This window comes from Rhodococcus sp. BP-332 (assembly GCF_019836065.1).
In the GTDB taxonomy this organism is placed as follows: domain Bacteria; phylum Actinomycetota; class Actinomycetes; order Mycobacteriales; family Mycobacteriaceae; genus Rhodococcoides.
Genome location: NZ_JABUEC010000003.1, coordinates 274,489 through 288,280 on the forward strand (window position 1 = coordinate 274,489; position 13,792 = coordinate 288,280).

Sequence of the window (13,792 nt, forward strand, 5' to 3'; positions counted from 1 at the left end):
GGCGTCGTCACGATCGGGCGACGACGAGAGCCTCGCGGAGCAGGCGACGCACCACGACGATCGCGTCCTGATCGTCGAGACCCGTGAGATCGCCGACCGCGCAGTCTTTCCCGCTGTGCAGCTGCCGAACGGCGTCCGCCGCGATCGAGGGCAGCGTGATCGTCTTGGTCCGCGTCGTCACGGCGACCGACTCGGGCGACTGCGTCACCCGCGCGGCGAGCCCGGATCGCCACGTCACCACGGTGGCCGCGGACAGGCCGGCCATCGTGCGCACGGTCTCGAGAGGACGCACCGGGGCCGGCCGCGTGACCTCGACGAAGCGACGGCCGACACGCTCTGCCGCCGTCCGCGCTCGACCGTCGCGGCCGTCGGTGTCGGTGAGGGTCGCGGTCAGATCTGCGATCAGCGCGCGCACGTGCGGTACGACGGCGTCCGGATCGGTCAGATCGAGCCCCACGGGCAGCGGGGCCCGGAAGCTCGCGTCGTCCGCGAGGGTGCCCAGCACGTGATGCAGGAGGTCGTACCGGGTGAAGGCCGACATTCCGACGGTCAGATGGATCGAGGTGTCACCCAGGGCCTCGGCGGAATGGATCCAGCCCCTCGGAACGTACAGCGAATCACCCTCGCGCAGAACGACGTCGAGGGTAGGGTCCGTGCGCGCCATGGCGGCGACGGCGTCCCGGCGATCCGACCACGGCTGGTTCGACAGCGGATGCTCGTGCACCGGGGGGTGCAGGATCCACCGCTTCTCGCCGGCGATCTGGAGGACGAAGACGTCGTGCACGTCGTAGTGGGGATCGAATCCCCGCGACGATGCGGGGGTGATGTACGAGTTGACCTGCACCGGGTGGCCGAGATCGGCGACCAGGTCGCCGGTGAAGTGGATGAGGGGAGGCCACAGTCGATGGAGTCCCTGCAGGACGAGGGTGTGGCCGTCCGCGAAGGCCGCCAGAATTCCGGCGGAGTCGAGCTGATCGGTCACCTCGGCCCCGAAGCCACCCGAATCGGTGAACTGACTGCGGTCGGTCAGTGCGCCGTTCCGGGCCATCCGGGCGAACGGAGTGCGCACGCCGCGTTCGGACACCAGCTCGTCGACGGCGTCCGTCGACAGCAGATCGGTGAACGGAGCGGGTAGATCGACCGCGCGCGTCAGGAGCGGCGCGCGACCCCAGTGGTCCTCGGCGAAGGCGCGGGGCTCGATGCTCAGAAGACGACGCAGCGCGGACCGGTCTCCCGGTCCGCGCTCGTCATCGGTCGGTCGGCTCAAGCCGTACCGTCCGCACCGCCGTCGTGGCCGTCGGGGTTCGAGCCGCCGTCGGCCGGGCCCTCGCCGCTGGCCGCGGAGCCGTCCGCGCCGCCGTCGTGTCCACCCGGGTTCGAGCCGCCGTCCGCGGGGCCCTCCGTGCTGGACGCGGTGCCGTCGGCGCCGCCGTCGTGACCGTTCGGGTTGGAGCCGCCGTCGGCGGGGCCTTCGCCGCCTGCTGCTCCGGAAGTGGTGATGTCGTCGTCGTTGATAGCCATCGTCTACCTTTCAGTCGTCACGACCGGACGCCGGAATTCCGGCGTCGGACACACATCGAACGTCCCCGTTCTACAGGAGACAGGTCACGTGTTGACGATTTCGGGACTTCTCAAACTCCGTGTCCACCGCATCGCCGCGTAGAGCACGCCGCCGACCAGGAGCAGCACGCCGGCACGCAGCCATGTCTGTGCGGTCTGCTGCGTCGCGAGCACGCCGCAGCTGATCAGAGCGAGTACCGGAAGGATCACCGGGGTTCGGAAGTGCGGATGGTCCACACGGTCCTTGCGTAGCACCAGCACGGCGAGATTGGTGCTGACGAACACGATCAGGAGCAACAGGACGACGGTTTCGGCGAGTGCTGCGACCGTGCCGGTGGCCGCGAGAATCATGGCCACGACCGTGGTCGCGACGATGGCCACCCACGGTGTCTGCCGACGTGGCAACACCCGGCCCGCGACGGCGGGCAGCAGTTGTTGCCCGGCCATGCCGTACGTGAGGCGACTGGCCATGATCATGGTCAGCAGGGCGCCGTTGGCCACGGCGATCAACGCGACGAGTCCGAACAGCCTGTCGGGGACACCGACGTCGGCGGCCGAGACGACGGCGAGCAGGGGCGCCGACGTGTCCGCGAGGTCGCTCGCGGACACGACCGCGCTCACCGCGAGTCCGACCGCGACGTAGACCGCACCGGCCGTCGCCAGCGAGAGGAAGAGCGCGCGAGGGTAGACGCGGTGCACGTCCCGGACTTCCTCCGCCATGTTGGCCGAGGTCTCGAACCCCACGAACGAGTAGAAGGCGAGCAGTGCCGCCGCGAGGACCGCCACGGCAGGGTTCACGGCATCGGTGAACTCGAGGGTGCGGCCGAGATCGCCGTCGCCGCGACCGAGCACGATGCAGGCGAGGACGACGACGAGGACGAGTCCGCTGACCTCGACGACGGTCATGACCACGTTCGCCCGCATCGACTCCTTGATGCCACGCGCGTTCAGGAGAGCCACGACGGCGAGGAACACCAGCGCGGCAGGAACCGTCGGGACGTCGAGGAAGGCGCCCAGATAGTCACCGGCGAAGGCGACGGACAGCCCGGCCGCGCTCGTCACACCCGCCGCCAGCATCGAGAACCCGACGAGGAACGACACCACCGGCCGTCCGAAGGCTCGCTCGGCGAACACGGCGGCACCACCTGCGCGCGGGTACTTGGTCACCAGCTCGGCGTACGAGGCCGCGGTGAGCATGGCCATGGCGAGTGCCACCAGCAGCGGCACCCACACGGCACCGCCGACCTCGCCGGCGATCTCGCCCACGAGCGCGTAGATACCCGCTCCGAGAACATCACCCAGGATGAACACGAACAGGAGTTTGCCGGTGACGGCGCGACGCAGACCGGGGGAGTCGCCCGGTGCCGCAGGGTCGTTCAGGTCGGTGCTCATCGCAGCGGGTTACCCGTTCGCGGGGCCGTTACCCACGCGCACGACCCAGCGACCCGGGTCGTTTGTCGGGTCCGCCTCCGGGTAGCCGGGGCGCGACAAGAGCACGACCCCGAGCACTGTCAGGAGCCTTCATGTTCCGTCATACCGACCACCTCCAGTTCGACGTGAAGCCGGAGAAGCCGGATCCCGTCTACGCCCGCAAGCTGCAAGAGTTGATCGGCGGCGCGTACGGCGAGATGACCGTCACGATGCAGTACCTGTTCCAGGGATGGAACTGTCGGATGAAAGGCTAGTACAAGGACCTCATCATGGACATCGCGACCGAGGAGATCGGTCACGTGGAGATGATCGCGACCATGGTCGCGCGGCTCCTCGAGGGCGCACCGGCCACCGAGTCCACCAAGAACGCTGCTGCCGATCCCGTCGTCGCCGCGGTGCTGGGCGGGATGGATCCGCAGCAGGCCATCGTGTCCGGCGGCGGACCCACCCTCGCCGACAGCAACGGTGTCCCGTGGAACGGGCGCTTCATCGTCGCCAGCGGCAACCTGCTGGCGGACTTCCGCGCCAACGTCGCGGCGGAGGCGCAGGGCCGCGTGCAGACCGCACGCCTGTGGCACATGACCGACGATCCCGGTGTCAAGAACATGCTCGAGTTCAACCTGGCCCGCGACACGTATCACCAGAACATGTGGCTCGCGGCCATCGAGGAGCTGCAGGCGGACGGTCTGGAGGGTGTGGTGGCGCCGGACGACCTGTTCGACGAGGAGTACGACGAGCACGCGAGCACGCTGTGGCATCTGTCGGACGGCACCGAGTCCGACAAGGGCCGGTGGGCGCACGGCACCGCACCCGACGGCCGCCACGAGAACAGGTTCCTCGCCGATCCGCAGCCGCTGGGCAACAAGCAGAGTGGACCGCCGCCGGACCCGAAGCTCTACGCCACCTACGACGGCGGACTCGGCGAACCGTCGAACGCGGCTCTCGGCACGGAGAAGGGCGTCATGGGCAAGATCAAGGAGACGTTGGACCCCGACGCCGGCTGATCGGCCGACCCGAACGACGAAGAACCCCGGCGCCGATACGGCGCCGGGGTTCTGTCAGGTTGATGTGGATGGTGCGAGTCGATCCGGAGAACAGGCTCCGCGTGATCGTCCTCGCGTCGGAATGAACACGTGTCTCGTCGTCACCGTGTTGATACGCACCACCTGCCTCGAGTTCGTCCTACGACCTGTTCGGCTTGCGTCTCCGACGATAACCCCGCGGAGTGACGCTGTCCACACCTGCGTCATGACGACGTCATCCGGCAGTCGTCGCGCGTTCGTTCGGGACGCAGTGCGTCATCTGCAGGTCGGCGACATCGCGGGGGCCGTTCTTCCCGAGATTCGCGCGCCGCCGGTCCTCCTCCTCCGACAGGGTCTGCGATGCGAGCGGTTCGAGTCCGCGGACGTCGTCGGCCGAGATGCCCAGCCCCTCTCCCACGCGGGCGCCGAGTTCGTCGTCGGCCATGAAGAAGTGCCAGACCATCCGCTCCTGCACCTCGCGCGTCGCCTCCGAGATGTTCGCGACGAGATTCGCCACGAGGTCGTCCTTCTCCCACTGGTCCATCAGCTGGTACCGCTGACCGGCCTGCTCGTAGTCGTTGGTGCGATCGATCCGCTTGCGGGTGAGGCGGCCGTGCATCTCCGGACCCTGCTCGTCGTGCGTCGGGTACTCGGCCTCACGGAGACCGCCCGTGATGGAGGGCTCGTAGTTCACGTGCGGATTGCTGCCGGTGTTGTCCACCGAGTACTGCATCTGGCCGCCCTGCTGGTTCGTGGACACCCGCGCGTTCTTCGCCTGGTTGACGGGCAGCTGCAGGTAGTTCGGCCCCACGCGGTAGCGCTGGGTGTCCGAGTACGAGAAGGTCCGGCCGACCAGCATCTTGTCGTCGGAGAAGTCCAGGCCGTCGACGAGCACACCGGTGCCGAACGAGATCTGCTCGTTCTCGGCAAAGTGGTTCGAGACGTTGCGGTCCAGCACCATGCGGCCCACCACCTTCGGCGGGAACTCGTTCTCCGGCCACACCTTCGTGTCGTCGAGCGGGTCGAAGTTCAGCTCGGGATGCTCGTCGTCGCTCATCATCTGCACGCGCAGTTCCCATTCGGGGAAGTCGCCGCGCTCGATGTGCTCGTACAGATCCTTGCTCGCGTGGCCGAGATCGTTCGCCTGGATCGCGGCGGCGTCCGCCTCGGTGAGCGACGCGACTCCCGCCTTGGGGATCCAGTGGTACTTCACCAGGTGAGTCTCGCCCTCGGCGTCGACCCACTTGTAGGTGTTCACTCCGAAACCCTGCTGCGTCCGGTAGTTGGCCGGAATCCCGCGGGGGGAGAACAGGTTCACGAGCATGTGGGTCGCCTCGGGCGTCTGCGACATGAAGTCGAAGATGCGCGCGGGCTCCTGCCGGAACGTCACCGGATCCGGCTTGAGCGAGTGGATGACGTCCGGGAACTTGATGGCGTCACGGATGAAGAAGACGCCCAGGTTGTTTCCGACGAGGTCCCAGTTGCCGTCCTCGGTGTAGAACTTGATCGCGAAGCCGCGGGGGTCACGCGCGGCCTCGGACGAATCGCGCCCGCCGATCACCGTCGAGAACCTGACGGCGAGGTCCGTGCGCTTGCCGGCCTCAGCGAACAGCTTCGCGCGGGTGTACCGCTCGATGGGTTCGTCGCCCCACTTCCCGGTGGCCTCGAAATAGCCGTAGGCGACGGCTCCGCGGGCGTGGACGACGCGCTCCGGGATGCGCTCGCGATCGAAATGGCTGACCTTCTCGAGAAACTGGTAGTTCTCGAGGGTGGCCGGACCGCGTGAGCCCACGGTGCGCTGGTTCTGGTTGTCGTAGACGGGATGCCCTTGACGATTGGTGAGGATGTCCCGGTCGTCTGCCGGTGTCGACCCTTGCGACGCGACGTCTGTCATGTGTCGGCTCCTTGACTGCTCTGTGGAACGGAGGCTTCGTGCAGCGGACCGCGTACCCGACACGATCGCGAGAAAACGTGATCGGACAGAATCCCGGAATGAGGACGAGTGCCGGTGTGCTGCTGTTCCGCGGGGGTGGGGGCGAGCTGGAGGTGCTGCTGGCTCATCCCGGCGGACCCTTCTGGGCGCGCAAGGACGCCGGCGCCTGGTCCATACCGAAGGGCGAGTACGACGCCGACACCGAGGATGCGCGCACAGCGGCGGCCAGAGAGTTCGCGGAGGAGCTCGGGTCCCCGGTGCCCGACGGGGACTGGATCGATCTCGGCACGGTCGCGCAGTCCGGAGCCAAATCGGTTCGTGCGTTCGCCGTGCGCGGCGAACTCGACCCCTCGACCGCCGTGAGCAACAGTGTGGAGATGGAGTGGCCACCCAGATCGGGGCGGCGGCTGGTGTTTCCCGAGGTCGACCGCGTGGAGTGGTGTGATCGGAAGTCCGCGCGGCGTCGGCTGCTGAGCGGGCAGGTTCCGCTACTCGACGCCCTCGACCGCCACCTCGAGCAGCTCTGAGGCGCACGTCGCGCGGGCGGAGAACTTGTGTGCAGAGATCCGCGGTGAACGCGGATCTCTGCACACAGACCGTCGACGCATCGCGGAGCGGACTGGTCGCCGACGTGATGAGACGGATCGCTCAGCCCACTCAGGCGGCGCCCTGACCTCCGCCGCCGCCCTCGGTCATGCCCTCGTCACGGTCACCGTCGGCGTTGCGGAACTCGTCGAGTGTCGCCTCCGCCGCGTCGCCGGTCTGTTCGGCGGCACCGTCGGAGGAATCGTGGAGATCGTCCTGATCCGGCCCGCCCTCACGCCGCTCGGGGATGTCTCCCGCCGCCTGCTTGGCCTCGTCGATCTTCTCCTGCACGGAGTCGAGCATCGTCTCGTCCAGTTCGTCGGCCATGAGAACTCCTTAGATCGCGGGGAATGTGCCTCGTCACACTGCGTTTTCCCCGTAGTACCGGCGGGTAACCACGATCTGTCACCGAATGACACGGGGCGGTCGTTCCGGCTGCTCTTGCACCGAGACTCAACTTCCATCACAGGGGGCACATCACATGGTCAGCACCACCGCACACACCGAACGGGCGACGCTCGTCGCCCAGCTTCGCGCTCTGCTCGCGCTCACCAACACCGAGGTTCAGGTGGCCGACACCCGCGTCGCACAGGCTCGGACGGAAGCTGTCCGCGAGGAACTGCTGCAGAACGCGTCGAACGGACGCGATCGCGCTGCTCGCATCGATGCCGCCATTCGTGAACTCGGCGGCTTCCCCGGCGTCGTCGCACCCGTCGTCGGGCGCCTCACCGCGCTGCTCAAGGCCATCGGCGAGCAGGCGCAGCCGTTCGACGAGGCCCTTCTCGGCGATCTCGCGCTGGAGCACCAGCTGCTCGACCGCGCCCGTTACGTCAAGGCTCTCGCCACGACCGCGTCCACGCCGGGCGTCGTGTCGCTCGCAGACGATCTCGTGACCGCCCACACCGCGACCGTCGAGTGGCTCACCACCGTCCTCGCCGAGGACGCCCTCGGTGGACCGGCCGCACTGCGCCGCACGCCGATCCAGGCCGCCACCGGTGCTGCCGTGCGTCTCATCAACACGCCGGTCACCTGGTCGTCGCGAGGTGTCGACCGCGTCGTCGGCACGGCGAAGGACGTTCCCGCGAAGGTGTCCACCCTCATCGGCCGCGGCCAGCGCGCGACCGAACTGGCCGTCGACACCGTCACCGCGAGCCGCGACGCGGCACTCGAGACGGCCGAGGAGGTCACTCGTGACGGCGGCGCGACCGGTGTCGCCGACGCGATCCACCGCACCCGTGCGGCCGGCGGGACGCTCGAGGAGCACGAACTTCCCATCGCCGACTACGACGGTCTGAACGTCGCCGCAGCAGTCGCCGAGATCAAGGAACTGACCGATCCGGCAGATCTGCGCACCGTGGTCGCCTACGAGGAGCGCAACAAGAACCGCCACTCGGTGGTCTCCGCCGCGCAGACTCGTCTGGCAGCGCTGGCGAAGGACATCGTCGGCATCTCCTGATCCACTCACACGGAAGCCCCCGAGGATCATCGATCCTCGGGGGCTTCGTCGTTCGTCGGTCCGGTCAGCCCGCACGCCTGGTCGGGGTGTCGGCATGGTCCGGACGTTCTCGGCGGGAGGGTGCCGAGTCGAGGGGAACGGGTCGTGCAGTCTCCGCTCCGCACCGTGCCATCACGGCCTCCCACCATTCCTGCCGCGGACCGGTCTCGGTCCAGACCACCGTGTCGATGTCCATCTGTTCATCTCCTGTCGAAACACCGGAATGCGTCGACGCCTCACTTCTCGAGCGCTGTGAGGGGGATTACCCGTTCGGAGCAGGATCACACCGACCGACCGAGACGGTCAGCGCCACCACGTCTCACTGGGGGTGACCGGAGTGGTGCGCTTGTGCCGGGTCTTGACGAACCAGTTCTCGATGGTGGCGGCGGCCTCGTCGGGCACGTCCTCGCCTTCGAGGTAGGCGTCGATCTGGGCGTACGTCACACCCAGTGCCTCCTCGTCGGGCAGCGCCGGCCGGTCGTCCTCGAGGTCGGCCGTGGGTACTTTCTTCCACGTGCTCTCCGGGGCACCGAGCTCGCGCAGCAGGGCCGCACCCTGGCGCTTGGTCAGGCCGGTCAGCGGTGTGAGGTCCACACCGCCGTCGCCGTACTTGGTGAAGAACCCCGTCACGGCCTCGGCAGCGTGATCGGTACCGACGACGAGCAGGTTCCGCTCGCCCGCGAGCGCATACTGGGCGACCATCCGCTCGCGTGCCTTGATGTTGCCGCGAACGAAGTCGCGCAGTCGATCGACTCCGAGGGCCGTGGCAGCTGCCACGCCTGCGCCATCCGCGGACGGCTTGATGTCCACCGTCACCGTGGTGTCGGGGCGGATGAAATCGAGCGCGATCGCCGCGTCGGCCTCGTCCGCCTGCTCACCGTAGGGGAGTCGTACGGCCATGAACGTCGCGTCGCCGCCGCCGGCGCGAACGCGTTCCGCGGCGAGCTGGCACAGGCGTCCCACGAGTGTGCTGTCCTGTCCGCCACTGATGCCGAGTACGAAGCCGGCAGTTCGGGTGGCGACGGCGTAGTCGGCGAGAAAGCCCACCCGCGTGTCGATCTCCGCTGCGGGATCGATGGTCGGACGGACCTCGAGTTCGGTTCGAATGGTGTCGCGAAGGCTTGGCATGACTCAACGCTAGCGCCGATCCTCCGCGCGTGCCGGGGATGTTTGTCACCGGACGGAGCGGGAAGGACTACCGGTCCGCGCATCACGTCGAGAGGAAGCCCGAAGTCACATGTCCCGAAGTCGTACGTCCCGAAGTCGCGTGTCGCAGCATGCCGGGCACGAGGAACTCATCGAGGGCGAGGCGGCCGAACCGGAGCAGCGCGTCGACACCGACGAGGATCTCGCCGAGCTCTGTTCGGAGATCGCGGAACTCGCACTCGAACGCGACCTCCGTATCGCCACCGCCGAGTCGCTCACCGCCGGGAACATCGCTGCCAACCTGGGCCGCGCGTCGTCGTCCGGAACGTGGTTCCGCGGGTCGATCGTCGCCTACGCCAGTGAGGTGAAGTACTCGCTGTTGCAGGTACCCCGCGGCCCCGTGGTGAGCGAGGAGGCCGCCACGGCCATGGCGAGCGGAGCGGCGTCGGCGCTCGGCGCGGATCTCGCCGTGGCCGTCACCGGTGAGGCGGGACCGGAGACGAACGAGGACGTGGAACCCGGAACGGTCTGGTTCGGCATCGCCGACCACGGGACGACCAGCGCGGAGCGCGTGGTCTTCGAGGGCGACCCGAAGGACGTCCTGGCCGCGACCATCGAACGCGCGCTACGCCTGCTGCGCGACCACGCCCGGTCAGGCGCCCAGCGCGAGTAGGGCGATGTCGTCGATCGGAGAGAGGTCGGGGATGAGGGCGACCAGATCCTCGACCATCTTCGTCGTGGACAGTCCGAGGCGGGCCTGCGTGAACTGCGCGAGACCGTCCTCGCCGAACATGGTGCGCCCGTCGGGACGTGCCTCGGTGATGCCGTCCGTGTAGAGCAGCAGTGTCTGCCCCTCCTGCAACCGGAAACTGCACGCACTGAAGGTCGCGTTCGGCAGAGCGCCGACGAACATGCCTGTACTGGAACGGATCTCGTGCACCTCGCCGCGAGCGGGATCGAGGAGCAGGGCGGGCGGGTGCCCGCCCGTCGCCAGTGTGACGCGGAAACCGCCGCGAGGATCCGGGGTGATCACACCGAACAGCACGGTGCAGAAACGCTGATGCGAGGTGTCCATCAACAACAGTCGATTGAGCTCGGCGAGCCCCTCCGTCGGATCGTCGTGGTGCAGCGCCGCGGCCCGCAGGGTGTAGCGGACCAGCGAGGTGACGGCCGCGGCGCCGGCGCCGTGGCCCTGGACGTCGCCGAGGAAGAACGCCCACCGGTCCTTGCCCAGCGCGAAGACGTCGTAGAAGTCGCCGCCGACCTGCAGGGGTGACGAGGCGTGGTAGTGCGACGCGAGCGTCAGACCCTCGATGGTGGGAAGGGAGGGTGGGAGCAGCGTGCGCTGCAGCACGGCGGCGTAGTCACCGATGATCGCGGAGTCCGCCTCGGCGCGCGTGCGGAGTTCCCGCTCGGCGCGCACGGTGGTCGCGGCCGACAGTCGCAACTCGAACTCGTCCATCGCGATGTCGGCCAGTTCCATCAGGATGTCCGCGCGATCGTCGGACACCGTGCGCGGCACCACGTCGTAGACGTTGACCGTGCCGAGCCGGAAGCCGTCGGCGGTCACGATGGGGGCGCCGGCGTAGAAGCGGATGCCGAGATCGCCGCGGACGAAGGCACTACCGGCGGTGGCCGGGTTCGCCAGGGTGTCCGACGCGACGAAAGGCCCGTCGTGCGTCATCGCCATCGTGCACAGGGCGTCATGACGTTCGGTGTGGTCCGGGAGCCCGTCGCCGTAGGTGGCGGTGAACCGCACCAGGTCGGCATCGATGATGGACACGGACGCGTACGGCGCGTCGAACCAGCGGGCCGCGAGGCGGGCGATGCGGTCGAAGGCGCCGTCGGCGGCGGTGTGCTCGACGTCGTACCGGGCCAACGCGGCCAGGCGTGCCGCCTCGGCGGCCTGCGCGAGGTCGGGACCGAGATCGAGGGCATCGATCGCCGTTCTCGACGTGGCACGGCGCGGGGAGTCGAACGCGTGGGACGAGAGTGCAGTCACGAAGCCTCCGGTGAGACGAGAGCGGTAATGCTCTCCCCGGGGCTGGAGGAGGAGAGACTCACGGGGAGCCTCAGCAATCGCGTACGAGTCTACGAGACCTGATCGTCGGTGTCGATGCCGGATGTCGGTGCCACGTCCCATGCCATGGTCACGGTGGTGCCCGAGTCGGCGGACGACAGCGTGACGTCGTCCGACAGGGTCTCGATCAGCGGCAGACCGCGGCCACGGAGGGGCCCCGGCGACGAGTCGGACCACGTCCCGTGATCACGGACGGCAACCTCGAGCCGCGCGGAGTCGTAGGTGGCCTGGAGGTCGAAGACGCGTCGACCGGTGGTGGCGGCATAGGCGTGCTCGACGACGTTGGCCATCGCCTCGTAGACGGCGAGCACGATGTCGTACGTCCGCGCCGTGTCGAAGGGCGTGTGCGTCAACCACGCACCGAAGCGGACGCGAGCGTCGGTGATGCGCTGCGGTTCGGCGTCGAGATCGGTGAGGGACAACTGGGTGGGGGGCTGGTGGTGCTCAGTCGTCGCGTCGTCGATCACGAGGGGATGAGTACCCCACGCGTGCCCGGTCCTCACACCGGGAGCGCTGCTCATGCGAGGTCGTCGACGGGCGAACCGGACCTGGTGACGGCCGCGAGCGCCGCCTCGCGGGTGTCGAGCACGGGGAACGTCTCGTCGAGACCGACCAACTGCAGGGGGCGAGCGGTGGCCGCACCGCGGGCGACGACGGCGAAGGCGACGTCGTCGCCCACCGCCTGATGCGAGGTCACCAGCACGGTCATACCGGCCGACGCGAGAAAATCGACACCCGTCAGATCGATGATCAGCGCGCTCGACGCCGTGGTCCGTACGGCGTCCACCGCATCCTGAAGAATCGGCGCGGTGGCCAGATCGAGTTCGCCCACGACTGTCAGGATCGCTGCGTCGTCGTGCCATTCGGTGTCGACACGGAATGCGTCCGTGGTGTTCTCGGCGATCGACATCGGATGTCCTGCCTTTCGGTGTTCGGTCCAGAAAGGCCATTCAAGCAGCCGAGTCCGACCGATGCCACACCGGCTCCGAGCGCCGGGTGGGGAGTTTGACGGGGTTTTTCCAGGGTATCGAGCCCCGATGAGCAGCATCGGTACGGACGGCCGACGCGTTCTCGTCGCGGGCTGGTGACAGGGCCTCACACCCGGTCCAGCTGGTCGTCCCCCGATACGTCCGCGGTGTCGGTGGAGGTCGGCTCCGGAAGCAATGACCGGTAGACCCGATCGGTGTCGACGGCGATCTGCTCCCACGAATACCGGGCGCGAGCGCGATCGGCGGCCGACATGCCGTAGCCGGTGCGTCGACCCTCGTCGTTCAGCAGGCGACGGACGGCGTCGGCGACGGCGGCAGGTGTGCGGCGATGGACCAGCACGCCGGTGACACCGTCGATCACGGTGTCGAGGAAACCGCCGACCGCGGTGGCTACCACAGGGATCCCGCACGCCATCGCCTCGAGCGGCACGATGCCGAACGGCTCGTACGTGGGAGTGCAGACCACGATGTCGGCGGAGCGGAGAAGGTCGGGCATCGCCTCACGGGAGACCTGCCCGACCAGGCGGACGCGGTCGGCCACACCGTGGGCGATCGCGATCTGCTTCAGGCGTCGAGCCTCGTCGTCGTCCGAGACGTCGCTGCGCTCGCCGCCGGCGATGATGAGGTCGGTGTCCGGAATCGACGCGAGAGCCGCGATCATCAGGTCGAAACCCTTGCGAGGCACCAGACGGCCGACCGCGACCAACCGCCGCCGTCGCGCGGGGCCGGGAGAGCTGACCGGCGCCGGCTGGAACTTCTCGAGGTCTACGCCGCACGGCACCACCGACACCCGTCGGCGCGGTATGCCCATCCGGACCAGTTCGGTGACCTCGTCCGAGCACGTCGCGACGACGTGATCGGCTCCGCGTGCGATGAGCCGCTCGATCTTGGGTCGGCTCGGCGGCGACGTGTCCCGCGTGCCCTGGTGCCGACGCTCGACCACACCGAGCGCGTGGAACGTCACCACGGTGGGAATCGCGAGCGGGCACGCCGCGAGTTGGGTCGCGAAGCCCGACATCCAGTAGTGGGCGTGGACCACGTCGGGCCGGTCTCGCGTCCAGCGCTCGGACAGGTGAGAGGCGAAGTCGCCCATGTGGGGCAGTAGTTCGTCCTTCGGTACCGGCTCGGGCGGACCCGCTGGAACATGGACGACGCGGTAGCCCTCGTCGACGACGACCTCGTCGGGCTGTTCGCGCGAATCGCGTCGGGTGAACACCGACACCTCGTGGCCGCGGGCGACGAGGGCGACGGCGAGGCATCCGACATGGACGTTCTGCCCCCCGGCGTCGATACCGCCCGGCGCGGCGAGCGGGCTGGAATGTTCTGACACCATGGCGATGCGCATGAGGAATCCGTCCCTCGGATCGTGCGTTCCGAGTCGTCGCTGGTGACTGAACGACGTCTCGCTACTGTCGGTGGTGCAAGTCGAGGTCGGCTGGAGACCGGATCGGACAGAACGTCGGGCCCGCGGGTATGTCGAGAGCAGGCGGAAGTACGCGGGCCGTCGAACACCGTGAGTGATGACACGCCGACGAGCTAGGTCGTGAATAT

General features: G+C 68.4%; 13 protein-coding genes and 1 pseudogene. 4 read left to right on the top strand and 10 right to left on the bottom strand.

Going from position 1 to position 13,792, the window contains the following annotated elements:
* Positions 1-7: 7 nt before the first annotated feature.
* From HQ314_RS12475 to HQ314_RS12485, 3 genes are all read right to left on the bottom strand, one after another.
* Positions 8-1,267, bottom strand: a complete 1,260-nt coding sequence (locus HQ314_RS12475) for a cupin domain-containing protein (protein ID WP_222650225.1) — start codon at positions 1,265-1,267, stop codon at positions 8-10.
* Positions 1,264-1,521: a hypothetical protein gene (locus HQ314_RS12480; protein WP_027503975.1), complete on the bottom strand. Its 258-nt coding sequence runs from the start codon at positions 1,519-1,521 to the stop codon at positions 1,264-1,266. Before HQ314_RS12480 ends, HQ314_RS12475 begins: the two co-directional genes overlap by 4 nt.
* A gap of 84 nt (positions 1,522-1,605) precedes the next feature.
* A complete protein-coding gene (locus HQ314_RS12485; RefSeq protein ID WP_222650226.1) occupies positions 1,606-2,952 on the bottom strand; it encodes an APC family permease in 1,347 nt (448 codons plus the stop codon).
* 131 nt (positions 2,953-3,083) lie between these two features.
* On the opposite strand from HQ314_RS12485, the pseudogene HQ314_RS12490 reads away from it, so the two are divergent.
* Positions 3,084-3,995: pseudogene (locus HQ314_RS12490) on the top strand (manganese catalase family protein).
* Between the two features lie 253 nt (positions 3,996-4,248).
* On the opposite strand, the gene HQ314_RS12495 reads toward HQ314_RS12490, so the two are convergent.
* Positions 4,249-5,907 (bottom strand): catalase, encoded by a 1,659-nt coding sequence (locus HQ314_RS12495; protein ID WP_222650227.1) that lies wholly within the window; start codon positions 5,905-5,907, stop codon positions 4,249-4,251.
* Between the two features lie 98 nt (positions 5,908-6,005).
* On the opposite strand from HQ314_RS12495, the gene HQ314_RS12500 reads away from it, so the two are divergent.
* Complete coding sequence (locus tag HQ314_RS12500; protein WP_222627489.1) at positions 6,006-6,473, top strand: NUDIX domain-containing protein; 468 nt, start codon at positions 6,006-6,008, stop codon at positions 6,471-6,473.
* A 130-nt stretch (positions 6,474-6,603) separates the two neighbouring features.
* Here the strand turns inward: HQ314_RS12500 and HQ314_RS12505 are convergent, their stop codons facing one another.
* Positions 6,604-6,858, bottom strand: a complete 255-nt coding sequence (locus HQ314_RS12505) for a hypothetical protein (RefSeq protein WP_027503971.1) — start codon at positions 6,856-6,858, stop codon at positions 6,604-6,606.
* 154 nt (positions 6,859-7,012) lie between these two features.
* Between HQ314_RS12505 and HQ314_RS12510 the strand changes: the two genes are divergently transcribed.
* A complete protein-coding gene (locus HQ314_RS12510; RefSeq protein ID WP_222650228.1) occupies positions 7,013-7,987 on the top strand; it encodes a ferritin-like domain-containing protein in 975 nt (324 codons plus the stop codon).
* Positions 7,988-8,329: 342 nt separating this feature from the next.
* Here the strand turns inward: HQ314_RS12510 and nadE are convergent, their stop codons facing one another.
* Positions 8,330-9,154 carry an ammonia-dependent NAD(+) synthetase gene (nadE, locus tag HQ314_RS12515; RefSeq protein ID WP_027503969.1) on the bottom strand — a complete coding sequence of 275 codons (825 nt, stop codon included), beginning with the start codon at positions 9,152-9,154 and terminating at the stop codon, positions 8,330-8,332.
* A gap of 139 nt (positions 9,155-9,293) precedes the next feature.
* Between nadE and HQ314_RS12520 the strand changes: the two genes are divergently transcribed.
* Positions 9,294-9,845 (top strand): CinA family protein, encoded by a 552-nt coding sequence (locus tag HQ314_RS12520; protein ID WP_307095131.1) that lies wholly within the window; start codon positions 9,294-9,296, stop codon positions 9,843-9,845.
* On the opposite strand, the gene HQ314_RS12525 is transcribed toward HQ314_RS12520, so the two are convergent.
* The 4 genes from HQ314_RS12525 to HQ314_RS12540 form a co-directional block, all read right to left on the bottom strand.
* Positions 9,825-11,174, bottom strand: a complete 1,350-nt coding sequence (locus HQ314_RS12525) for a PP2C family protein-serine/threonine phosphatase (RefSeq protein WP_307109085.1) — start codon at positions 11,172-11,174, stop codon at positions 9,825-9,827. The two genes, HQ314_RS12520 and HQ314_RS12525, sit on opposite strands and share 21 nt — an antisense overlap.
* Before the next feature lie 89 nt (positions 11,175-11,263).
* Positions 11,264-11,773, bottom strand: a complete 510-nt coding sequence (locus HQ314_RS12530; RefSeq protein WP_222650230.1) for an ATP-binding protein — start codon at positions 11,771-11,773, stop codon at positions 11,264-11,266.
* The gene (locus HQ314_RS12535) at positions 11,770-12,162 is read right to left on the bottom strand and encodes an STAS domain-containing protein (protein ID WP_222650231.1); all 393 of its coding nucleotides are present in this window, start codon (positions 12,160-12,162) and stop codon (positions 11,770-11,772) included. The genes HQ314_RS12530 and HQ314_RS12535 overlap by 4 nt, the downstream gene beginning before the upstream one ends.
* 185 nt (positions 12,163-12,347) lie before the next feature.
* Positions 12,348-13,586: a glycosyltransferase gene (locus HQ314_RS12540; RefSeq protein ID WP_222650232.1), complete on the bottom strand. Its 1,239-nt coding sequence runs from the start codon at positions 13,584-13,586 to the stop codon at positions 12,348-12,350.
* Positions 13,587-13,792 lie beyond the last annotated feature (206 nt).